The sequence below is a fragment of the Methanosarcina soligelidi genome (assembly GCF_000744315.1).
Lineage (GTDB): Archaea > Halobacteriota > Methanosarcinia > Methanosarcinales > Methanosarcinaceae > Methanosarcina > Methanosarcina mazei.
Window position 1 is genome coordinate 3,728,918 of record NZ_JQLR01000001.1, and the last position, 23,851, is coordinate 3,752,768.

17 protein-coding genes, 1 tRNA gene and 1 pseudogene are annotated in these 23,851 nt (G+C 41.7%); 8 read left to right on the plus strand and 11 right to left on the minus strand.

The features are described 5' to 3' along the window. Nucleotides 1-306: 306 nt before the first annotated feature. From M886_RS15940 to M886_RS15955, 3 genes are all read right to left on the minus strand, one after another. Nucleotides 307-380, minus strand: a tRNA-Val gene (locus tag M886_RS15940). A gap of 1,154 nt (nt 381-1,534) precedes the next feature. Then, entirely contained in the window at nt 1,535-1,756 is a 222-nt protein-coding gene (locus M886_RS15950; protein ID WP_152558054.1) for a hypothetical protein, read from the minus strand. A 292-nt stretch (nt 1,757-2,048) separates the two neighbouring features. Continuing rightward, complete coding sequence (locus M886_RS15955) at nt 2,049-3,866, minus strand: replication factor C large subunit (protein ID WP_048051492.1); 1,818 nt, start codon at nt 3,864-3,866, stop codon at nt 2,049-2,051. A 443-nt stretch (nt 3,867-4,309) separates the two neighbouring features. On the opposite strand from M886_RS15955, the gene mtxX reads away from it, so the two are divergent. The 4 genes from mtxX (at nt 4,310) to M886_RS15975 (ending at nt 7,697) form a co-directional block, all read left to right on the plus strand. After that, nucleotides 4,310-5,167, plus strand: a complete 858-nt coding sequence (mtxX, locus tag M886_RS15960) for a methanogenesis marker protein Mmp4/MtxX (protein ID WP_048051493.1) — start codon at nt 4,310-4,312, stop codon at nt 5,165-5,167. Further along, nucleotides 5,164-5,757, plus strand: coding sequence for a tetrahydromethanopterin S-methyltransferase subunit A (locus M886_RS15965; RefSeq protein WP_084685110.1), 594 nt, complete (start codon nt 5,164-5,166; stop codon nt 5,755-5,757). The genes mtxX and M886_RS15965 overlap by 4 nt, the downstream gene beginning before the upstream one ends. A gap of 141 nt (nt 5,758-5,898) precedes the next feature. Then, a complete protein-coding gene (gene mtrH / locus M886_RS15970; RefSeq protein ID WP_048051495.1) occupies nt 5,899-6,831 on the plus strand; it encodes a tetrahydromethanopterin S-methyltransferase subunit H in 933 nt (310 codons plus the stop codon). A gap of 509 nt (nt 6,832-7,340) precedes the next feature. Next, nucleotides 7,341-7,697, plus strand: coding sequence for a hypothetical protein (locus tag M886_RS15975; protein ID WP_152558055.1), 357 nt, complete (start codon nt 7,341-7,343; stop codon nt 7,695-7,697). Nucleotides 7,698-7,810: 113 nt separating this feature from the next. Here the strand turns inward: M886_RS15975 and M886_RS18750 are convergent, their stop codons facing one another. After that, complete coding sequence (locus M886_RS18750) at nt 7,811-7,972, minus strand: hypothetical protein (protein WP_015410975.1); 162 nt, start codon at nt 7,970-7,972, stop codon at nt 7,811-7,813. A 341-nt stretch (nt 7,973-8,313) separates the two neighbouring features. Next, nucleotides 8,314-9,975 (minus strand): dihydroxy-acid dehydratase, encoded by a 1,662-nt coding sequence (gene ilvD, locus M886_RS15980; protein WP_048040082.1) that lies wholly within the window; start codon nt 9,973-9,975, stop codon nt 8,314-8,316. Between the two features lie 1,415 nt (nt 9,976-11,390). On the opposite strand from ilvD, the gene M886_RS15985 reads away from it, so the two are divergent. The 3 genes and pseudogenes from M886_RS15985 (at nt 11,391) to M886_RS16000 (ending at nt 15,480) form a co-directional block, all read left to right on the plus strand. Then, nucleotides 11,391-13,259: a PAS domain-containing protein gene (locus M886_RS15985; RefSeq protein WP_235203992.1), complete on the plus strand. Its 1,869-nt coding sequence runs from the start codon at nt 11,391-11,393 to the stop codon at nt 13,257-13,259. A 154-nt stretch (nt 13,260-13,413) separates the two neighbouring features. Next, a pseudogene (locus M886_RS15995) lies at nt 13,414-14,871 on the plus strand (IS66-like element ISMma15 family transposase). A gap of 159 nt (nt 14,872-15,030) precedes the next feature. Continuing rightward, on the plus strand, nt 15,031-15,480 hold the full coding sequence (locus M886_RS16000; RefSeq protein WP_011032215.1) for a flavodoxin domain-containing protein: 450 nt from the start codon (nt 15,031-15,033) through the stop codon (nt 15,478-15,480). A gap of 141 nt (nt 15,481-15,621) precedes the next feature. On the opposite strand, the gene M886_RS16005 is transcribed toward M886_RS16000, so the two are convergent. Next, nucleotides 15,622-16,419 carry a helix-turn-helix transcriptional regulator gene (locus M886_RS16005; protein ID WP_011032216.1) on the minus strand — a complete coding sequence of 266 codons (798 nt, stop codon included), beginning with the start codon at nt 16,417-16,419 and terminating at the stop codon, nt 15,622-15,624. Between the two features lie 694 nt (nt 16,420-17,113). Beyond that, nucleotides 17,114-17,521, minus strand: coding sequence for a DUF1699 family protein (locus M886_RS16010; RefSeq protein ID WP_015410979.1), 408 nt, complete (start codon nt 17,519-17,521; stop codon nt 17,114-17,116). Between the two features lie 427 nt (nt 17,522-17,948). On the opposite strand from M886_RS16010, the gene M886_RS18755 reads away from it, so the two are divergent. Further along, complete coding sequence (locus M886_RS18755) at nt 17,949-18,110, plus strand: hypothetical protein (RefSeq protein WP_155395197.1); 162 nt, start codon at nt 17,949-17,951, stop codon at nt 18,108-18,110. 5 nt (nt 18,111-18,115) lie between these two features. On the opposite strand, the gene M886_RS16015 is transcribed toward M886_RS18755, so the two are convergent. The 4 genes from M886_RS16015 to M886_RS16030 all read right to left on the minus strand — a co-directional run bounded on the left by M886_RS16015 (nt 18,116) and on the right by M886_RS16030 (nt 23,440). Further along, nucleotides 18,116-18,409: a hypothetical protein gene (locus M886_RS16015; protein WP_011032218.1), complete on the minus strand. Its 294-nt coding sequence runs from the start codon at nt 18,407-18,409 to the stop codon at nt 18,116-18,118. A gap of 161 nt (nt 18,410-18,570) precedes the next feature. Next, nucleotides 18,571-21,123 carry a PKD domain-containing protein gene (locus M886_RS16020; RefSeq protein WP_235203993.1) on the minus strand — a complete coding sequence of 851 codons (2,553 nt, stop codon included), beginning with the start codon at nt 21,121-21,123 and terminating at the stop codon, nt 18,571-18,573. 941 nt (nt 21,124-22,064) lie between these two features. Then, nucleotides 22,065-22,865 (minus strand): helix-turn-helix transcriptional regulator, encoded by an 801-nt coding sequence (locus tag M886_RS16025; RefSeq protein ID WP_011032220.1) that lies wholly within the window; start codon nt 22,863-22,865, stop codon nt 22,065-22,067. A gap of 284 nt (nt 22,866-23,149) precedes the next feature. Further along, a complete protein-coding gene (locus M886_RS16030; protein ID WP_011032221.1) occupies nt 23,150-23,440 on the minus strand; it encodes a hypothetical protein in 291 nt (96 codons plus the stop codon). Between the last annotated feature and the right edge of the window lie 411 nt (nt 23,441-23,851).

Below are 23,851 nucleotides of genomic sequence, written 5' to 3' on the forward strand. Positions count from 1 at the left end.
TAGAGGTAGAAGAATGAAATTACTGGGAAAATCCAAAGTCATGAAACATAAGGTAAAACCAGAGATTACATATCCTTTAGTAAGGCTCCCACAATCTGAAATAAACCTTGCCGGAGAAACAGCTTATGTTTTCAAAACGGAATTAAACGGTAAGTCTGTTTATGTGATTTCTTTGGATGAAGAGCTGAACTGTGAACTTAAAGTTACACAATCAGAAGTGAAATCTGACCTTGAAGCAAGAATAGAAGCTTTAGAAAAGGAGGTCTATAAAACCTCTAAATCAGAAAACAAGGAAGAAACAGAAAGTGGGCCCGCTGAGATTCGAACTCAGGATCCCCGCCGTGTAAAGGCGATGTCATAACCGACTAGACCACGAGCCCAGTTTGCTGCTAATAACATTCCTTATGATAGCCTTAAAGGCAACCGCTTGAAATGCAAGTCCAACATGTCACTAGTTATATATATGTCTTTTGTTCGGAGAAAACTGTCAAAAATCAGCACAAATCAGAAATCGTTATATACCAGTTAATTTTCACATACCGCCATAAAAAGGCTGGCAAGGAGAAGAAAAGAAGCAGGAAATTAATACAGCACAGCATGCGTGTGAAAAGTTCTGCATTTAATAGCCATCTTTCAACACTTTTTAAGCAAGAATACATACAAGCAAAATATATTTATAAGAGATTAGCATGATGTAATATGTGAGCGGGTCTCTCTTTTGTAAGATAACCCCAACACCCCCAATTCATACTCCCCAACCCGCTCATACTAATTCTTAAATCAGCTTTATTCAGTCTACTACCTTCATAATAATTCTTACCAGCTTCATTGATATCATCTTCATACCAATTTTTATATTAGCTTATTGAGCCTGTTGCCTGAAAGATTTTCTCTGTCCTTTTAAATCATTTTATCGTGTTCTTTTAACCATCTTGAGAATCAATGATCAGTACTACTAATTCTTATCTATGTTTCTTTTAATGTGAATGAGTGTTCGGATTTCTTACCGGGAGGAAAGTAGATTATAAAAACACCATCATAAGACACTATTATATAAAATTTTAACAATAAGACTGTAATTATAAATTAAGTGGAATATAATCGAAAGTTATTTATAGGATGTATGATTACTGATGCTAAGTGAGCGGGTCTCTTTTCCATAGTATAACCCCAAACCCATATCCCCCAACTATTCCCCCCAACTATTCCCCAAACTCCCCAAACCCGCTCACAACTTTTCTAACGGCTTTTTTCTCAACTTTGTTTAACACTATCCCGTTTTATCTCATTAGTTCCTAATGTTAACCGGGTTTTTCTCAACTTTAATTACCCGAATTTTATCAACCTCAATTACTCGAGTTTTACTCAACTTTAATTACCCGAATTTTATCAACCTCAATTACTCGAGTTTTACTCAACTTTAATTACCCGAATTTTATCAACCTCAATTACTCAAGTTTTACTTAGCCTTACCCCGCCCTGTAGCAATAACTTCTTCCACTCAGTCACTTTTAGCCGGAAAAGTACAGAAAAATCATTTATGTTTTGCGATTCCGGTAAATCTGTAAAATAAATCAGGGAAACATCTGACAAATGACCAGGCAAATATAACAGGGATGAGATATACTAAATATATTAAAAAAGTATTTATAACGGAAGTTGCATAGTGATATTTGTGAGCGGATTCCAGTCCAAACTTCCCAAACACACCAGCAACTTCTTTTTCATTAAAAGTCAACCCCGTAATTCCGCTCACAAAAATCCTCACACTCTTCTGTATAAGTGAGAATTTGCATAATACACTCATAGATATTTTATATAATTACACTGGCAATGAAAATTTAGTTCTGATGTTAACAGGGCTTGGAAAAGTAAAAAATGAAAAACACTTTCTTGACTGTAGAACCACAGGGGAAATAATTGATTAACTGGTTTATAATCGGTTGATTAATTGGCTGGTTGATTAATTGGCTGGTTGATTAATTGGTTGATTATGGATGAGTGAATTGATTATTATTTAAGAAAGAAATTAAGACTCAAAAAGTGTTTTAAAAGTCAAAAAGTGTTTTCTGATTTTTAGGTTCGGCTTTTTTCGAACCATCTTCCATGCCTCCCTGCGTATCTGCAGCAGGCGAACCTTTTTCAGATGCTCCCTGTTTCACTCCCTGTTTTGAAGCTTCTTTATTGGCCGGACTCATCTTTTTTAACGGTGAAAGAGACGGCTTCTCTTCTTCGAGTTCAGGAAGGGACTTTTTCCCTGCGAAGTCAGGAATTGGACCCTTTTCGGGCAGAGGCTCAGAAAGAGAGAACAGATTATTTTCTGCAGGCTCAGGATTTTCAGGCAATTTCATTTCTGAAGACCTTTTTTTCTCAGGAAGCTTTTGAGGTGTGTCAAATCCAAGGTCAAGGGTTTTCTGCTTTCTTTCCGGAGACTGGGGACCGGGAGATTCGGGTTTTTCGGCTGAAGCGTTCCCTTCTTTTTCAGGAATATTAACCGGACAGTGGAGAGTTGCCTGTTTATCATCTGCCGCAGGAGCAGGAGCCTTAAAAAATTCCTGTTCTTCAGTTCTATCCCTTTTCGTTTCCAGAAGGTTCTGGGCTTCATCGTAAATTTTCTGAAGTTTTTTGCTGACCTTTGCGCTTCCTGAAAGGTACATCAGTTCTTCAAGCTCAAGCCCGAGGTTTGCAGTAAGTTCAACAGCAGACGCCTCATCCTTTAACAATATTGAATAAAAACCTAAAAGGTTGTTCCTGGAATAATGCATCGACTCAAAGCTGTGCTCCCCGATCTTTGAAGCAATATTATCCCGCATATCACGCCTGGAACGGGTCTGCCCGAGCCTTCTCCAGAGTGAAGGCTGCTGGTACTTAATAAAGCCAGGATACGGTCTTGTCTTTGAAAGGGCAGCCCCGCAGACCATGAGCATGCTGGCATACCTCCACATCCTGTAGTTCTGGCGTTTCTTCACGCGCCCGAGATAAATGTCAGCCTTTGAAAGGTAGCCAAAACCCGTTTTTATATCTTCGAGGTCGCCATCCTTCCGCGCGTACTGGATTGGCAGGTTCTCGTCTATCCAGTGCACAAGATCCTCAGGACTCTCATCAAGCCCGTATGCGGATTCAAGAGCCCTTTTGCAGTCAGTGCTTTTAAAGATCTTCTGCATCGCCTTAAAGATATTCTCTTTAACATCTCTGCCTGCAGTGCTGATATCTTCAGCTTCGAGAGCCTTCTTCCCGTTAGCTGCAGCCTGAAGATCATTGATAGCGCTCCTGAAGTCTCCGCCCGCATTTTCTGCAATTTGCAGGACAGCTTCCTGGCTGCAGGAGACTCCCTCAGATTCACAGACCTTCTTCAAAGCGGGAACCATGGACCGGCTCTGCACGGACCCAAACTTAATTTCCAGACAAATGTTCCGGACTGTGGGAGTTAACCCGTAAATATCATTTGCAATAAGTATTATCGGCTGGAGCGTGGATTTTATGATCCCGGAAATAGCCTTCATCCCGCCCCTGTCTGCAGTCCCGTGGAGATTGTCAGCTTCATCAAGTATAATGAGCCGCTTACCCCCAAAAAAAGTATTCATTGACGCTGCTGAGCCGGCTATCTTCTCAATAACACCTGCAGTCCTCTGGTCGCTTGCATTGAGCTCTATAACCTCCCATTCCATATCCCCTGCCAGTGCGTGAGCGCTTGAAGTCTTCCCTATCCCTGCAGGCCCGTAAAGAATCACTGCCCTTTTCTCAGGAATCCCGGACTGCCATTCCTCAGCCCACTTTCTCAAATCCTGCACTGCCTTCCTGTTCCCCACGACATCTCCAAGGGTCCGGGGTCGGTATTTTTCAGCCCATTCAATTGCCGACATCATCTTAAACCATACCAATAAAAAGAGAACTCATTATTAACTTTATATGTTTTAATTTTTTTAAAATGACCCCTGCCCCCTGTTTTACAATTTCCTCAAACCTTTCATGGATAAATAACTTATAATTCAATCCTCCAACTTAAAAGAAATCAACTATCTATAAACCAGCTCTCCTTAGCAAGTCAACTATAATTAGACCTCCTGAGCAAGTCAACTATAATTAGACCTCCTGAGCAAGTCAACTATAATTAGACCTCCTGAGCAAGTCAACTATAAATTAGTCCTCTTGAGCGAGCAAAGCGAGAGAAAAGGACACCGTCCTCCCGAGACGGAACTCGGGCGAGACGGAACTCGGGCGAGACGGAACTCGGGAGGGGCAAAATTAATTAATATGTGTGTTTGTTTTTCTTTGAACTACTTAAGCATTAAATAAAAGCTGGATAGATATGGAAAAGAACGGCATGTATGCCCTCCTTGAAGCTATCGAAGCACGAGCCCGGGCGAACAGAGCAAGAGTGGCTATGGGAATAAGAGACCCCAATCACAAGACTCTTGAGAGTGCATGGAAAGCCCAGGAACTGGGATATGCACAGGTAGTCCTTGTAGGAAGTAAAAAGGAAATCGATAAAATAGGAACCGGGCTTGAGGTTATAGATACCGAGGACCCCGAAAAAGTCCTTTCAGAACTCCTGGTTTCAAGAAAGGTGGATGCAGTAATAAGAGGCACTGCAAAAGCATCAGGAACCCTTTCAAGCCTTAAAAAAGCCCTTGGAATGAAAAGGATTTGCAGGCTTGCCCTTCTCCTGACAGCAGACGGGACACCCTTTTTCCTCGCTCCTGTCGGAATAGATGAAGGAAACACGATTTCGGACAAGCTTCGAATGATCACGCTTGGCGCAGAGCACATCAGGAGGCTGGGAGTCGAGCCTGCCGTAGGAGTTCTTTCCGGAGGAAGGATGGGAGATATAGGAAGGGACAGACGTGTGGACAGGACTCTCGCAGACGGGGAATTTATAACAGGGAGAGCTCTGGAACTTGGAATTAACACCAAACACTACACAATCCTTATTGAAGATGCCGTAAAAGAATCTAACTTCATCATCGCTCCTGACGGAATTTCGGGCAACCTCATTTTCCGGACAGTTGCCTTCCTTGGTGGAGGTGACGGGCTTGGAGCACCTGTTCTGATGGACGATTACGTATTTGTGGACACATCAAGGGTTGGCGGGCATTTTACAAAAGCCATTATGCTCGCAAGTGCGCTGTCCCACCTGAACAAGGAAAGAAAAAAGGTGATTCACTGAAGCTTATCGCAGAAAACTGGCCCCCAGTAAAAGGGGACTATGTTACAGGAAAAACCGATTCAAGAATTGCAGTGGTAACTCTTGCAAGCCACCTTGATGCCTGCCCTGATGCTGCTATCTGGGGCAGTTCAAAAACCGAAAACCTGGGAGTAGAAAAGATAATAGTAAATGTAATTTCAAACTCCAATATCAGGTACGTCCTGGTCTGCGGAACCGAGTCAAGAGGCCACCTGGCAGGGCATTCTCTCCTCGCAATCCATGCAAACGGAATTGATGAACAGGGCAGGATTACCGGTTCACAGGGAGCAATTCCCTTTATAGAAAACATATCCGAAACTGCAGTCGAACGCTTCCAGCAGCAGGTCACAGTTCTCAATAGAATTGGGCTGAATGACCCTGAAGAGATCAGGAGGATTGTTGAGGACTACAGGGATAAAGGAGAAGCGTACCCTGAAGAGCCCATGCTCGTCTGCGCTCCTAAAAAAAGGCAGACTTCTTTTGCAGTCCCCACTTCAGGAGATGTAATAATTTCAGGGGAATTCGTAATGGATTCAAAAGCAGGAATAATCTATACTGCGGAAAACCTCTGATCTTTTGAAAAAATAATGGATAAAGAGAAGTCCCGGGTCAATAAAAGTGAATTCTAAATCTCAATAAATTTTAAACATCAATAAATTTAAAACTTCAATGATTTTTTATTTTTTATAAACGTGGATTTCGAGGGTGCAAAAATGTTTAAGTTCCAGAAAGAGCAGGAAATTGCCAATATTGCAGGAATAAAAGTGGGCGGACAACCTGGAGAACTCCCTACCGTACTTGCAGGGACCATATTTTACAACAGGCACGAGATTGTCGAAGACGCCCCAAAAGGTCTTTTTGACAGGGATGCTGCCGAAAAACTCGTAAATCTGCAAGAGTCGGGTTCGGATACTACCGGAAACCCTCATATGGTTCACATCTTTGGCACAACCGCAGAGAGTATCACGCGTTATATTGATTTTATTGCAGAGGTTTCGGATTCTCCTTTTCTCATAGATTCTCCCGAAGGGCCTGTACGTGCGCATGCTGCCGGATACGTGAGTGAGATCGGGCTTGCGGACAGGGCAGTATATAACTCCATAAATATGAGCATAAACACATCGGAAATAAAAGCCCTTGAACAATCCGATATAGACAGTTCCATTATCCTGGGCTTCAATGCCAAAGACTCCTCCCTTCAGGGCAGAATGGAAATGCTCGAGACAGGTGCAGGACTGTTAGAAGAAGGCCTTCTCTCAATTGCAGATAGGTGCGGGATAGTAAACAAACTTATAGACCCGAGCATAACCCCCATGGGAAACGGAGCCGGAATAGCCCTCAGAATGACGATTGCCGCAAAAGCAAAATGGGGCCATCCCACAGGCTCAGGAATCCATAACGCCCCCTCGGCCTGGAATTGGCTGAACCGCCAGAAAGAAAAAGACCCTGTCCTGTATAAGATCTGCGACATAGGCTCTACCTGCCTCCAGCAGGCTGCAGCCGGAGATTTCATCCTCTATGGCCCTATAGAGTACGCAGAATATATCTTTCCCATGGCTGCTATGAGCGATATTATGATTGCCGAAGCCGTAGCCGACCTTGATATAGAGCCAGTAGAAAGGCACCCAATTAACTTTCTCGTTTAATTTATTAAAATACGGATTGATATCCAGAAAGCAGTTTAATCCACCCCTGAATCGAAGCCTGGAATCCTGAGTGAAAATAAGTTTCTTTTTCAGGAAAACCGGCTTTAGTCCACAGGGCAAATAAATTGACTCCATAAACTTGTCCGGCGGGCTGCCAGAAAGTAAAAAAGCAGGAATATAAAAAGGCAGAGAACAGTCTGGCATGGCAAATAAGGATTCACAGGTCAAAATTAATCGTAAATACTTTTTTTTACTACCCCTTGAGAAGCCCACCTTTATTTATCATAGATTAGTCCTCCTGAATTCAGCTTAGAGAAAACACCCGGAAACTAGTCCTCTTGAGCGAGCGAAGCGAGTGAAAAGGACACCGCCCTCCCGAGGCGGGACTCGGGAGGCCAACAACTTATAAAAACTTTGAATCAAAAAGTATTTACTTCCAGGAAGTAGATTCAATATATAAATTCCTTAAAATGGAAAAATATCACCGGATCAGTAAAGGGAGAGGGGTAATGGCTATAATTAAAAATAAAACAAAGCACATAATTCGGTTTGTGGCTTACAGAGCTGACGGGAGCGAAATGCATCAGAAGGCTACGAAGATTCAGCCAGACAAAAGCCGGTATGTAAGCAGCAGTTACACGGGCGGTATTGACTGGTTTATTATTACGGCTTTTCTTCCGGAGAGCAGCATCCAGGACCATGTGGATGTGGATATACTGCCGGCTATAAGGAATGGAGATGATGCTCTTGCATTTGCAAAAGTGGGAATTGAAGAAAAGTTTGTATTCGTAGAAGATCCCGATAAAAAAGAATTTCGTTTTTACCGCGATGAGGAAGAGCCAGAAGGAGAAATTCACGGCTGGTGAGCTAACATAAGCCAGAGAAGGCTTTAAAATCCTGTTTATTTCCTTCAAAAATCCTGCTCTTATTTGATTAGCTTAATTGATACTTTATTTCTGGCTTTCAGATAGTTACGGATTTATTTGAATTCGCGGTCTTCAGAGACAGGTGAGGAACCTTCCCTTCCGCCTGCACATTTGATACAGACGCCTTTTTTATGATCCATGCACTGGCTGCATACAGGCCTTCCGCATAAATGGCATGTATGAAGTTTAGCAGGGCGCCCGCAGATTGAACACAACCCCTCTACTTCCAGAATCTCGTCCTCCCGAATTTCTCAGTATATTTTCAATAAAACGATTGCACGATTGGATTTGAATTAAAAGCCAATATAAAAGATGGTCCTTGGGCACTATAAACGTTTCCAGAAGACATATTTAACTCTGCAAATAGTGCCCCCTGATTAGAAAACTGACAGATTAAGACCCTGTAAATAAAAAGTAAGGAAAACAAAGAGTCCAGAAAGAACTGCCTGAAACGGGTTACCTGAAATTGACTGCCTTTATTTAAAAAAAGGAGGGCTAAATTCAAAAAGGGAAAAAGGAGGTTTTTACCTCCCTGAAAACGCAGTATTGAAAAGTCTCAGTCCACTATCCCGCCCGTGTTTGCGGAATGGACGGCACGCTGGTACCTTGCAAGGTAACCTGTGACTTTCTTTTCAGGTGGATTAAAGACAGATCTGCGCTTTTCAAGCTCTTCTTCAGAGACTTTCAGGTTCAATACCCTTTCCGGAATATTGATTTCAATAAGGTCTCCGTCCTTTACAAGGCCTATAGGGCCTCCTTCACTGGCTTCAGGAGAAACGTGCCCTATACATGGTCCCCTTGTGCCTCCGGAGAACCTCCCGTCAGTCACCAGAGCTACGGATTCCAGCAGGCCCATACCTCCGATTGCGGCTGTGGCTGCGAGCATTTCCCTCATACCCGGACCGCCTTTGGGGCCTTCGTAACGGATGACGACAATATCTCCCGGTTTAACCTCTCCTGCAAGAATGCTCTTCATGGCGTCTTCTTCACAATCATAAACTTTTGCAGGTCCTGTATGTACGCGCATTTTCGGGTCAACTGCAGCCTGTTTTACAACCGAACCATCGGGAGCGAGGCTGCCTTTGAGAACTGCAATCCCTCCTTCTGCATGAATTGGGTTTTCCAGAGTTTTAATGATCTCTTCATTCAGTTTCGGGTTGATTATTTCAAGCTCGCTGATGTTTTCTCCGATGGTTTTGCCGTTAACCGTAAGCTGGTCAAGGTGGAGTTTGGAAGAAAGCCTCTGCATAACTGCTTCGACCCCGCCTGCCCGATCGAAATGGAGCATGAAATTGGGACCTCCGGGCCTCAGGGAAATAAGGTGGGGCGTTTTCTTGCTCAGTTCGTCAAAGGCTTCAAGAGGCAATTCAAGCCCGAATTCATGGGCAAGGGCAGGAAGGTGAAGGGTTGTATTTGTGCTCCCTCCCACTGCCATGTCGACCATTATGGCATTTTCAAAGGATTTGTAAGTGACGATCTTCCTTGGCGTTATGTTCTGTTTTACAAGCTCAACAATGCGCTCTCCGGACTCCTTGGCGATGCGAACTTTTTTTGCGTCAACGGCATGTGCAGTTGCACACCCTGGCAGACTCAATCCGAGGGCTTCGGTCATACATGCCATTGTGTTTGCAGTGAACATCCCGGCACAGGACCCTGCTCCTGCACAGGAAAGGTTTTCAAGCCTTTCAAGCTCAGCTTCGGAAAGTTTGCCTGCCCTGAAGGCGCCGACACCTTCAAAGACTGAAATAAGGTCAGTATATTTGTCGTCCACATATCCGGGGAGCATAGGCCCTCCTGTTACAACGATTGCAGGAATGTCAAGCCTGCCTGCTGCCATAAGGTGCCCGGGAACGATTTTGTCACATGTGGGGATAAGGACCATGCCGTCAAACTGGTGGGCTCTGACCATCAGCTCGATAGTGTCCTCTATAACCTCCCTGCTTGGGAGAGAATATTTCATACCCTCGTGCCCCATTGCAATCCCGTCGCAGACCCCTATGGTGTGGAACTCGAAAGGAACTCCCCCGGCATTCCTGATTCCTGCCTTTACAGCTTCAGCAAGTTTGTTCAGATGAATGTGACCAGGAATTATATCGTTCCAGGAATTGACAACCGCTATGAACGGCCTTTTCATTTCCGCGTCCGTGACCCCTGTTGCCTTCAGAAGGGAACGGTTTGCGGCACGTTCGGGCCCCTCTTTGATAATGGCACTTCTCATAATGAATCTCCTGTTAGTCTCTCTTTGTTATCTTGACACTGAAAAGTATGAACGTAATCCATTATAATGTACAGATAGATAATGTATAGATAGGAAAAAACTTCATAGTATAAACAGCTTGGGGAAGAAAAACTGCAAAGAGGCTGGGAGAGTTACCTGAAAGTTATAAAACGGAATAAAAATTAAACAGTGTGTCGCTGGGATAAGACCTCCTGTTGCAACGTTCTGGTTTAACAATAAAAGGACATAAAAAGGACAAAATCTGGAAAAATTACCCCTGTTAAAGCCTCAAAATGGAGATTTACTATCACAAAACGGAAATTAAATATAATAATATCCAAATATTTATATAGCCAGTCATTGATGTTGATTTTAGCATAGTGAACGGGCCTGCCCCTAACTACACATTTACAAGATCACACCAACACCCGCCACAACATCTAGCCACCAGGGGCTGTACCCGTTCACCGAGTTTATTTTTCACATGTATGTTTTTTATCATGTTTTTAAAAATATGGCTTTTTTTTCACAAACTTTTGTTCAGAGGAGATTAGACTTTTTTTCCCTGATTACAGGAAAAAACTCAGCATATAAATAGTAAAAAGAATAGCTAAGAGCAGGAATATAACTAATGAAGAATATAACTAATGAAAAATATAACTAATGAAGAATATAACTAATGAAAAATATAACTAATGAAGAATATAACTAATGAAAAATATAACTAATGAAGAATATAACTAATGAAAAATATAACTCATTAATCCAATCGGACAAATGATTTTGAAATAAAAGGATCACAGTAAGGTATCCCTCAAAACCTTACTGCAGATCCTTTTATGGAGGTTTTAGGTTTTTGGACTATTTTTGCTCTAGCCTTTTTTGACTTTATCCATTTTTTTATTTTTTGCCATTTTTTAGACTTTTCGCCATTTTATACACTTTTGCCATTTCCTGGCTTTTCGCTATTTTTGCCATTTTTCAGATTTTTTGCCATTTTTTGTATTCCATGTTTGCAGTTTTTACTGCACTCCGGGCATTTCCTGAAATCCTGTTGGTTCCGCTTTTGGTCGGCAAGTATCCGGATAGAATATTGCTATTCTCCTGATGGGGTTCGTAAAGGGTTCATGAAAGATTGAGCGAATCCACAGTTTTCCGGGACATACACGGAATACGGAATCTTATTACCTTTTTTATACTATAAATAAGTTTCTATAGATGCCAAAAAGAAATACAGAAAGAAAAGGCAGCGTTGAAGAAGCCCGGCTATTTTGATATAAATATTTATCTAATTCGCAGAATGCAGCCAGACTTGAGGAAATTCCAGAACCAAAAAAACTGATATTTGATAAAAACCAAATTATATAAAAAAGGCGAATAGGAAACCAGGAGCTGACCTGCAGACATGCAAACCTGTGAATCAGGACACATGCGGATTTGCAGTCAGGCAGTCTGCTGCTTTGAAAACATCTGTAAGTAAATCATTTAGAACCTCTTTGCCAGGCGGCTGGAAGAAGATGAACGATAAGAATACAGGATATGAAGAAAAAAATCACAGGTATCCCGATTCAGCAGATGTTGCAGGCGGCGAAAGGGGGAAAGCCTTCCATGCAGCCCTGGAGAGGGAAGAGGCTCTGAAAACGATAATCAATAACAGTCAGGTAGTGGTATTTCTCTGGAAAAACGAGGAAAAATGGCCTGCAGAGTTTGTTTCCGAAAATGTGGTGAACTTCGGATATACCGTGGAGGATTTTATCTCGGGCAGGGTACTGTACGGAGACATCATATACCCCGAAGACCTGAATAAAGTTGGTGAGGAGCTTCAAAAAAGGATTCTGACGGGAGCTCCGGACTTCAGCATGGAGTACAGGATTTTTTCAAAAGCCGGGAAAATACGCTGGGTGAATGAAAGGAGCTTTATTGAAAGAGACCAGGAAGGAAAAGTAACCCACTTTCAGGGTGTTGTACTCGATATCACAGAGAGGAAAAGAAGTGAAGAAAAACTGAAAAAAGCCCTGGAAATGCAGAAAGTGCTAACTGCGGTAATCAACAACAGTCCTGCAGTGGTCTTCCTCTGGAAAAATGAAAAATACTGGCCTGCAACTTTTGTCTCTGATAATATTGTACAGTTCGGATACACAGCCAGCGATTTCATATCGCAGGGTATCCTTTACGGGAAAATAATACATCCCGATGACCTGAAAAGGGTTGAAGGAGAGCTTGAGAGGCATATCCAGAAAGGGGAAGTAAGCTTCAATTCCGAATACAGAATTTTAACAAAAGCCGGAGACCTTCGCTGGGTTAACGAGAAGACTTTCATTCAGAGGGACGGAAACGGGAGTGTTACCTGCTTTCAGGGAATAGTGCTGGATATAACCCCCAGGAAAAAAATTGAAGAAGCTCTGAGAAAATCCCTGGAAATGCAGAAGCTTCTGAAAACGATAGTCAATAAAAGTTCAGCAGTAGCTTTTCTCTGGAAGAATACGGAAAACTGGCCTGTGGAGTTCGTTTCGGAAAATATAACACAGTTTGGATACAGTGTGGAAGACTTCACTTCGGGAAAGATCCTCTATGGAGATATAATTTACAAAGAAGATATCAATTCGGTCTTTGAAAGCCTTGCACGCGCTGTCAGGGAAGAGTTAGACTCTTTTGAAATGGAATACCGGATAATTACAGGAGACGGAAATGTTCGCTGGGTTGAAGAAAGGACATACATCCAGCGGGACAGTAAAAACACTGTTACTCACTTCCAGGGAATAGTCGTTGACGTCACAGAAAGAAAAGAAGCCCGGGAAATGCTCGAGATTCAGAGGGAACTCAGTATAGCCCTGAGCAGCACCTGGAACCTCCAGTCTATGCTTAATCTTATTCTTGATTCCTGTCTGAGGATAAAGGAAATAGATGCAGGGGGCATATATCTTAAAGACGAGCTTCTTGACCAGATCAACATTGTAGCACACAGGGGGCTTTCTTCCGACTTTGTAGAAAAAGTTTATGCATACAGGGCGGACTCTCCGGAAGCAAAACAGGTCTGGACTGAGAAGCCGGTATATAAACTGAGCTTTTTTGCGGAAGAGATGGCAGGCATGTTAAGGAAAGAAAAGATCACTGCAGTCGCAGTAATCCCTATGAAACACAGGGGCGAGGTAATAGGCAGCCTGAATTTTGCCTCCCATACTGTGGACAGGATTCCGCATAATGTCCGCAATTTCCTTGAAAGCATCGCCCTGCAGGTTGTAAATTATATAGCCCCTATACGGATAGAGGCAGACTTTATATGATAACCTCCAGCGAAAACTGAACCTTAGTTAAGATGACGAAATCCTTATTTAAAACAAATTGTAACTATTCAGGTAGAGCCTTTGAAAGGCTACAATTTTTCCTCTTTTCGAGGAAAAATTGCATATAAATTGAATCCTATTTCCTTTCGTTATTATGCTTACACGTGAAGAGATTCTTATCATTTATGACGCTGGTCCTGAAGCTGTAATTTCTGTAATCCAGAGGCTTGAGACTATCATAGAAGAACAATCTATTCGTATTGCTGAACTCGAAGAACGTGTAAAGGTATTAGAATCTCGTTTAAACCAAAACAGTCGTAACAGCAGTCGCCCTCCTTCTACTGATTTTTTTATCAAGGAGAAACCTAACCCCAAGAGTCTCCGTAAAAAGAGTGGCAAAAAACCTGGAGGTCAAGATGGTCATCCAGGAACAACTCTTGAAATGGTTGATCATCCTGAGTAGGTAATAGAACATTCTTTGAGTTGCTGCAAAGAATGTGGCCATACTCTTGAGAATGTTGAAGTTGAAGCCTATGAGAAAAGACAGGTCTTTGATATTCCTCCTGTAAATCTGATTGTTACAGAACACAAAAGTCAGATAAAGACCTGCCCTTACTGTGGAAAAATAAATAAAGCTGTTTTTCCTGAATCAGTTAAATATCCAGTTCAGTATGGTCCAAATATTTTAGCTTCAGCTATTTACTGTAAAAATCACCATTTTATCCCCTATGAAAGAATTTCCGAATTTTTTGAGGACATAATGGGAATAAAAATCTGTCCTGCTACGATAATTAGAGCAGAAAAAGAATGTTTCCAGAATTTAGAGTGTTTTGAAAACATTATTCGAGAGAAATTAATGATTTCTCATGTTGTCCATTTTGATGAAACTGGTATGAAGATCGAAGGAAAACGACACTGGCTTCATGTAGCTTCTAATGAGAAATACACCTGTTATTTACCTCACTCAAAAAGAGGAGCAGAAGCAATAGACGCTATGGGTATTCTTCCGGAGTTTAAGGGAGTAGCAGTTCACGACGGATGGAAACCTTACAACGTTTATGACTGTGATCATGCTCTCTGTAATGCTCATTTACAGAGAGAACTTACTGGAATTGAAGAGAACTATAAACAGCAGTGGGCTAAAGAAATGAATGAATTGCTCACTGAGATGAAAAAGTATACCGACGAATGCAAGGATCAAGTCAAAGAACTGGATTTTGAGCAAATTAAAGCATTGGAAGAAAGGTTCGATGCTATCATAATTAAAGGAATTGAAGAAAATCCACAATCTCTAAATCCTGAAAAGAAAGGAAAACGTGGAAAAAATCCAAAAACAAAAGCAAGGAATCTGCTAGATAGGTTTATAGAACACAAAGAAAATATTCTGAGATTCCTGACAGATTTGAAAGTTCCGTTTGAGAATAATCAAGCAGAAAGAGATATCAGGATGATGAAATTACAGCAGAAAATATCAGGAACTTTCAGAACTATACAAGGAGCGGAAGCTTTCTGCAGAATTAGAGCTTACATCTCTACAATTAGAAAGAACGGATTACCTGTTTTGGAGGGTATTATAGCGGCGCTCAAGAGAGCGCCGTTAACTATACCCTGAATAGTTACAACAAATTTTATAAATAATGTCGAATTGGGGAGCGAGAAAGCCAGGGTTGTACCTTCCATCTCTGAGCTTTAGATACGCAAGTGCCGGTTTTTGCTCTCCTTGTCCGGAACTGCACTGGTATCATAATTTATTGCTAGAGGAGGAGAGAGGTTGAAAGCAATAGTAGTTTATCTGAGTACCTCAGGGAATACAAAGGATATGGCTGAAGCAATAGGGAACGGGATAGAGTCAAAGAATGTGGACGTAAAGGTCGTCAGTTTCTATGATGTAAAGCCTGAAGAACTCAAAGAAGCTGAAGCGATTGCGGTTGGTTCTTCGACTTTTTACTACAAGATGCTGCTGCCCATGGAGAAATTTATGAATGAGACCCTTGTTTCCATCAACCCGCAGGGCAAGCTGGGAGCTGCTTTCGGGTCTTACGGGTGGAGCGGGGAAGCGCCCATAATGATAGCAGAAAAGATGAGGGAACTGGGGATGACCGTTATAGACCCCGTACTCAGGATCCTTCACAAGCCCACGGACAAGGACCTTCAGGAATGCAAGAGGCTTGGAGTAGATATTGCCGAAAAAATAAAGCAGAGAAGTAAAAAAACGCAATAACGGTCAAAAGAATCCTATTCAGGAGATTCCGGCATAATAACGGAATCCTGTTAACCGGAAGAAGACCATCCAGAGCTCAAAAATAGTTGATATAAAGGGCATCTGGTGGCATCTTATTTTTTCTGCTTCCACAGATTTTTGTTACTTATGAGGGACTTCAGTAATTTGCGTTGAATCAAGCAGCAGTTCATTGAAAAGTTCTGTCCCCAGACTCAGCGCGGCAGGCTCGTGGCATATAAGGCTCTCCCTGTCAAAATGCCTCTGGTTTTTAGGGAAGAGTGAAAGCATAAAAAATTTGTCGGTAACTGTAAGGCTTGCAATTTTCAGCTCGCCCGAATATCGGAAAAATTTTACGTTTTTAAGAGCCAGCATATCCCTGAGATCTTCAATATAATCAGTATAATACCGTTCATAGACGGATTCAGACATCAGGAATGAAAATTCAACCCCTTTTTTTGCCAGCTCCTGGCAGAGAGCAATCATAGGCGGATAAAAGTAAGCTATGGCTTCGAGGATGTAAGCGGAGCTTGAAAGTCCTTCAACAACTTCAGGGTCGAGCTCGAACATGCGGTCGAGGTCAGGCTGGATCAGTTTACACTTACCGAGCTCTCCAAGCCTTTTCTTAAAAGAGAGGGTAAACGCCTGCAGATCCTTTTCCGACCAGTACTCGAAATTGTCTTCAAAAAGCTCTATAGTGCTGACGAGAGGCTGCATTTTTTCAACGAGAACTTTTCCGATAGGAGAGAGAGTATATGACCTGTCTTCCTGTAAGACCAGGGACATATCTTTTAATTTCTTAATCTGGGGAAGGATAGAAGTGGAAGTTACCTGAAGAGCTTCCGTAATTTCATCCATGTTTTTGGTCCCGCTTCTGAGAAAAAGCAATAGTTGTTTTCGTTTATCGGAAAGAAAAATCAGCTCTATGAGTTCCAGTTTCACCCTTCAGTCTCCTATCATTGCTAAAGCTAGAAAGATAAAGATAAGACTAAAAATATTACAGCCATCAAAAATATATAAGTTATTACCTTGTTTGACTATTTCATCGGATAAAAATCAGTTAAGATTTAAAATTTCATTTAAGTAAAAATTCAATTAAGGCAAAAATTCAATAAAGATAAAAAATTAGCTTAAGATTAAAGTTTCTTAAAGTTGAAAATGCAATTAAGATAAAAATACAATTAAGATAAAAATTCAATTGGGTGAAAATACAATTAAGGCGAAAATGCGATTAAGGCAATAATCCAGCTAGAACTCTGAACTATAAAACCGGATACAATAAAAATCCAGACCTTACTTCTGACGGTTTTTAAAAGGTATGAATAAATAGAAGGATTTTGCAGCCGAGAATTTTAAGAGTATACACCAAAGTAAAAAACAAAAATAGTCCAAGCAAAAATAATCCCCAGGCTCAGTCCAAAAAAAAATCCTCGGGCTCTGTAGCTCCCGCTAGCTAAATGTCGTTATTGCCCGGTTTACGGGAGTAGTTTCCAGGACTCTTAAACTGAAAACTGAATCCGGGACTGGAGAACAAATAAGGATATTTGAAAGATGTTTAATCTTTCAATATTATCCTGTTGTACATAAGAACGAAAGGAAAAATACCTTACTGGAAAATTCCTTATTTTCAGGGTTCTCAGGCAGAAGCTTCCTTGGTCAGGATATAAGCAACCATTTCAGGGTTAAGCTTGCTTTCCCTTGCAACCTTTTCTTCTATCCTCTCAGCAGGCGTGCCCTCCATCTTCAGTTCTCTGATCTTTTCGATCACAGATGATGGAATGCTGTAATATTCATTAATGTCTTTCCTGTGGCCCCAGACATCCCCTTCGATAAGCTGGATTCTCTGCATTTCAAGGAACATTTCTATAGACTTCGAGACCGTGCGCCTGTAAGATTTCGGCAGCTGAATTACCTCAATTTTCGGGCAGGTTTCTACAAGTGCAAAAATGTCCTTGTTCGAAGGCCTGAAGGCCAGGTGAACAACACGCTCATTAGGATTTAGTGTAAAGATTTCTTCCCTTGAACTAACTACTCTAATTTTCACTATGTCTTCCCCCACTGTAAAGTTTTATGTTTTTATCTCAATATTAACTACTTATACTTATTATAAATATTTGTCTACCACGCCCTCTAATTTTCAAACAGTTTTCTGCACCTTCAGCCCTCTTGCAGAACTCAAAGAGTTACAGGAAAAATCTCAAAAAGGAAATAAAAGTCAGATCCGGGTATGAGAACTCGATAACTCCTCAGTCCCTCAATAAACCTTCGTGAAGAAGAAAGAAAAATACAATCATATTTGTCGTAAGAATAATCTTAAAGTTTACAATTTATAACTCATTTTTTCCGGATCAGGCTCTTTAACAAAAGACATATGATATACGCCCTGACCTTAAAATTTACAGGATACGTGACAGGGCACTTTCTCGAAGTGTTTTGCAAGGCACAGGGTCCGGAAAATTAGCATATCCTGCGTGCGCGCAGATATTCCAGATGGAAATATATTTCAGATCGGTTTACCTGCGAGAGAACAACAACCAACAGGGAAGAACAATTCAGAAAAGAGAGAAAACTTCAGAAAAAGAGAGAAAACTTCAGGAATAAATCATAGCCTGACTTCACTGGAAAGATATTAAGACCACTATGAAAAAGAAATCCCGGAAAGGATCTCAAGTTTCCGGTTCCAGTGATCAAGCTCTCTTTTCGCAGTATACCAGTCAAAGAAATCACTATCTTTTCCAATACCACCGGCTTCAAACCTTTCCCTGAGCTCACCTGAGCCGTACCCGAACTTTTTCTCGAAACCCTTACAGATCGCAGAATATCGATCGATCTTGTATTTTGCAACATGCTTTTCATGTTCCAGAGCAGAACGGATAGCCTCACGTACTTCCTGAGGTGAAAAACCAGTTTCTATATTAAGCGTGAAACTCATGTCTATCCCGGTAAAAGAAATTTCTTATTTTGTGATTGCTTGCTTCATATAAAGTAATTATGAAAATAAACAGCTGAACATAGTAGCTTATTAGCCGGGAATTTTCCCGGTTTACATTTATGGGCTATTTTCATAACTACTTTATTTTTGCCGGATTTTTATTAACGTTTCTTTTTTTCCGTAACAGCAATTCCTATAAGAAGTATTACCAGGAATCCGACAATAACCTTGATGGCTGTGGACACTCCTGACCAGTCCTTATATTCAGCAGCTGGCACGGACCAGGAATCAGGCATTTCAGCCTGCCTGCTATCTTTTAGAAGCTCAGGCAGAGGTTCCTCAGTTTCGGTCTCATTTTCTTTGTATTCAATAGCTTTCTTTCCGGTTATGATCGCAAACGGAGAGAAACCCGGAGTTCTGGACTCAAAATACATGTACTGCCCGTCTTCCCCCATTTTTCGTGTAGGAAGAGCATTCCATTTTCCTTCCGAATACCTGTACATGAAAACTGAAGGCCCCTCTGTCTCGTTTTTTGAAATTTCAGTGCTTCTGACCCTGAAACCTATAATGGCATTGGCAATATTCTGTGGAGCTGCAATGCCCTCATTCCCCACCCAGATATTCAGGTATTTATAGACCTTTCCAGGAGGTTCTTTTGGGGTCAGGACAGACCTGCCTTTAAGCTGTTCAATCATGGTTGTGGTCTTTCCCAGGGTCCTTTTGGAATCAAACTTCACATATACAATAGCAGTGGCGTTTCTGGTAAATTCGAACTTAATGCGGTCTCCTGTAGTGATGAATTCCTGAGCAAGTTCCTTGACCTCCACATTGCTTGCAGGCTCGGGAGAACCACCACCGCCGCCACCGGAAGATGACCCGCCAGAGCCTCCCGACCCGCTGCTTACCTTTTCCTCTTCACCGGCTTTAATGTAATCAGCCCATGTGACAGAGCTATAACCGTAGGCATTACTGACATTAAGGGTTACGGAATAACTTCCGGTTTCGGTATATTCATGGCTTGGGTTCTGAGAGGTGGATGTGCTGCCGTCTCCAAAATCCCAGTGCCAGGAGGTTATGTTACCCACTGAAGTGTCAGTAAACTGAACAGCCAGAGGGACACCCCCTTCCCGTGCAGAGACGGTAAAAGAAGCATGTAGCCCGTCTCCAACCATAATATATTCGGACTTGGTAATGCTGTCCCATGCAGTGCCGTTGCCTGCCCTCAAAGTAACCGTATAGAACCCCGTATCTGCAAACTCATGTACAGGGCTCTGTTCGGTTGAATCTATGGTCCCGTCCGAGTTAAAGTCCCATTCCCAGGCAGTCGGGCCCCCTGTGGAAAGGTCTTCAAACTGGACAGTAAGGGGAGCTTTGCCGGAAGTAATGTTTGATGTAAAGTCAGGGGAAGGGGCTGTATCAGAGAGCACTTTTACTGAAGATGGGACCTCAGTGCTGTTAGACCCGAAAGAGTTTGTTACGGTCAATTTCACGTTATAATTCCCGGCGCTGGAATAAATGTAAGACGGGCTCCGGGCCGTTGAAGTATTGCCGTCCCCAAACTCCCAGAACCAGGAATCCACGTTTCCGGAAGAAGTGTCGTTAAACTGAACGGTAAGAGGAGCATTTCCTTCCTGCGGGGATGCGGTAAAAGCAGCCACTGGCATATTTCCTGCCGTAATAAAGCTGGATTTTGTCTCAGTGCCTGTGGCAGTGCCGTTGACTGCATTGAGTGTGACAGAATAGACCCCCTCAGACGTGTATACATAAACGGGGTTCTGTTCAGTCGAATCCACAGCCCCGTCCGAATTGAAATCCCATTCCCAGGCAGTGGGACCGTTGCTGCTCATGTCAGTGAACTGGACAGAAAGGGGAACCGACCCTGAAACCGGATTTGCGGAGAAATCAGCTACAGGGGCAGTGATTGAATATGCATTGACGGAAGAATCAGCCGTATCGGACCCGTATGAATTTGTTACTGTTAATTTCACTGTATATTTCCCGGCTCCGGAATATGTATGGGAAGGGCTTTTACTGGTTGATTTGCCGCCGTCCCCAAAGTCCCATTCCCATTTTGTCGGGCTCCCGGTTGAAGTGTCAGTAAACTGGACGGCAAGAGGAGCCAGCCCCTCGAGCGGGGAAGCTGTAAAGCTGGCCAGTGGCCCATTTCCATCAACAGTAATGTAGTCTGATCTTGTGATATCATCACTGACAGTGCCGTTAGTTGCTCTGAGGGTTACGGAATACTTTCCGGCAGCGGAATAAGTATGGACCGGGTTCTGTGTGGCAGAAGTGGTACTGTCCCCGAAATCCCATTTCCAGGCTGTCGGCCCTCCGCCTGAGCTGTCCGTAAACCTGACCGTGAGAGGAGCTTTGCCTGAAGTTGTGTTAGCACTGAAGCTGGCTTCTACAACGGGGACCACAGGTTTTTCCTTAACAGTAATAAAATTCTTCGTGACCTCACTGTCCGAAGAAACGCCGTTACCCGCTTCAAGAGACACGGTATAGGTTCCAGCCCTGGAATATGTATGGGAAGGGTTTTTGGCGCTAGATGTACCCCCATCTCCGAAGTCCCATTCCCATGTTTCAGGACTGCCTGTTGACCTGTCAGTAAACTGTACTGTTAGCGGAGCTTCACCAGTTAATGGAGAAGCTGAAAAGTCCGCAGTGATTGATTCATTTCCACTATCTGCGGCGGAGCCTAAATCAGAACCCACAACTACCGCCAGTAATGGAGATAAAAAAAATAAAACGATTAACACCGTTATTTGCTTCAATGAACACACCCTGTTTACTTTTTACTTTTCTGATGACATCCCCTGCCCCCTCGAATATCCACTTGATTTCACAAAAGACTTTAAGCCTGTTTTAGATCCTTATTTACAATCTATCAGCAGTATTTTCTTCATAATTATAAATCCAGCAGCACGGGTCCCGTACCGGAGAATAACGCTTCAAGATGCGAATCAGGTCACCCCATCATTAAATTAAAGTAGAGTTAATTTATTTTTTTTAGAACCATTACTTTTCCAGCTCCTTATAGAAAAGTAAATATCGTAACTGTTAATCTGACTCCAGGTATGAAAAGCTCTAAGATTTACTGAAAAGAGTAGAGCATTTTCTTTTACAATATATTACCAATATATTACCAATATTTCTTTATATAAATAAGCTAACATTTTAAATGGGAATTGATATCCTGAATATTAAGCTTTATGAATTAAGACCATCCGAATAGCCTTTTTTGCCTGAACCGGAAATTATGTTTTGACAGGCCTGCCATTAAAGAAATTGCTATTATCATTCGCAGTTACATACCTGAAAATTAAAGTAGAAAAATATCTAAGGTACCGGGGACTGAAAAAAGGCAACCTGTAAATATTTAAAGTAGTTTTTTGTTTTTTCAGGAAATTATGCCTGAAAGAAAATCGAAAGTGCGGGCAGGCTACAGGAGAAATTAATAGGAAAACTGATAAGAAAAGTTTTCGGAAAGAAGAAAAAAGAAAATCGATGAAAATGCGAGTAAAAAAGCAGGAAAGGAAAAACAGGAAAGAAAAAACAGGAAAGAAAAAACAGGAAAGAAAAAACAGGGAAGGTTATTGACAGAAAACCGAGGAAAATGATTTACAGGAGTAAAAAATACATTTAAAACTCCGGTTCATAAGACCTGAACATCCGTTGCCCGGGTTGCTTCTTTCAGCATATGTGAGAAAAGGTCGGTGCCCCATTTAAGGGCTTCAGGTTCAATGCTCATCAGGCTTTCGTGTTCAAAATATTTATCCCTGGAAAAAAGAGTAATCAGGAAAAACGTGTCCGTTACTGTGAAATCTGCAATCCTGGCGTCCCCGTGGAAGGCAAATATACTGACGTTTTCGAAATTCATAAGGGTAAGCAACTCTTCCCCATAATCCTTTTTGAACCTCTGAATCACAGGGTCCGCAAGTATTAAAGAGATCTCCACTCCTTTTTTTGCAATTTCAGGGTAGAGTGTGGTAAATGAAGGGTGGAAATAAGAAGAAAAACCCAGAATATGTGTGGATATGTGAAGCCTATCTACAAATTCAGGACTGAGCTCGAACATATGGCTTACGTCCGGAACGATGAGTTTACAGCCCTTCAGTTCAAAAATTCTTTTGCTTAAAAAAGGAGGTATCCCTTCAAGGTCCCTTTTTGCCCAGTAATCGAAATTCTGTTCCAGAACGTCCAGGGTATCCAGAAATGGCGGCATTTTATCAGCGATTATCATCCCCAATAAAGTGAGCTCGTAGGCATGCCCTTTCTGTACTACAAGCTTGCCTTCTTTTAACTTCTTGACCTGGGGAAGGATTGAAACAGGGACTGAAGAAAGGTGTTCCTGAATTTCAGCCATGGTCCTCGGCTTATCTTTAAGAAAAAGAAGAAGTTTCTTCCTTTTTTCAGACAGGAAAACCAGTTCCGTTAATTTAATTTTCTCAGCCATCAGAACACCGTCAAAAAAATTTAGATGTAAAAGGATAGAGACTTAACTATTTAACAGTATCGTTAAATTTACACACTTTTACTGTACACCGGAAAAACGAAGAAATTAGGAGTGAAACCGGAGATTGAAAAGAAACAAAGTTAATAAAAAAGATAAGAATAAAGGTGAAAAATAAAAGTTAAATGGAAATGAAGATGAAAAATAAAAGTTAAATGGAAATGAATATCGGGATAACGAGGATGTTTAATTAAAGCAAAATTTTGCAGCTGGCGGCACCCTTCAAATCAGAACCTGACTGCATTAAGGACCTTCAGTTTTTTCTTCCAGTGGTCAAGCCCTTTTTTTGCGGCATACCAGTCGAAAAACCTGTCGTCGTCGAGAAATTCACCAGCCTCAATTTTTTTGATGAGTTCAGTGGATATCAGGTCGTACCGGTCTTCAAATTCATCGCAGATCGTTGCATAACGCTGTACCTTATATTTTGCAAGATGCTTCTCATGTTCCAGAGCCGAGCGAACAACCTCGCTTGCTTCCTGCAGCGAGTAATCGGTATCAATCTGCAATGTAAGGTCCATATTTATCCCTTAAATTAAAGATCCATATTTATCCCATAATAATTATTGTTGATACTAAAAATTAATCCTATATTTCTCTTTCTATTTATTAATTAGTTAAATTTTAGAGAGTTCAGGAAAATATGAGAAGCATGAAACCTGAGTAAAAAAATCAAGTATTTTAATCACAGCATAAAATTTGAAAAAATATCAGACAGACCTCTGTTCTCTGTTTCGTGACAGATCTCTGTTCTCTGTTTCGTTTATCTTCAGGGACACAGCAGGTCCTGCTGACAGCATCGTCTTACCCAGGAGGATCGTTTCTTAAAACACCCAAAAAACACCCAGAATGAAAAATGAAAAAGAGGAATATGAAGAAATGAAACGTGAGAAAAGGGGATGAAGAAGGTGAAATATGAAAAAAAGAAATTT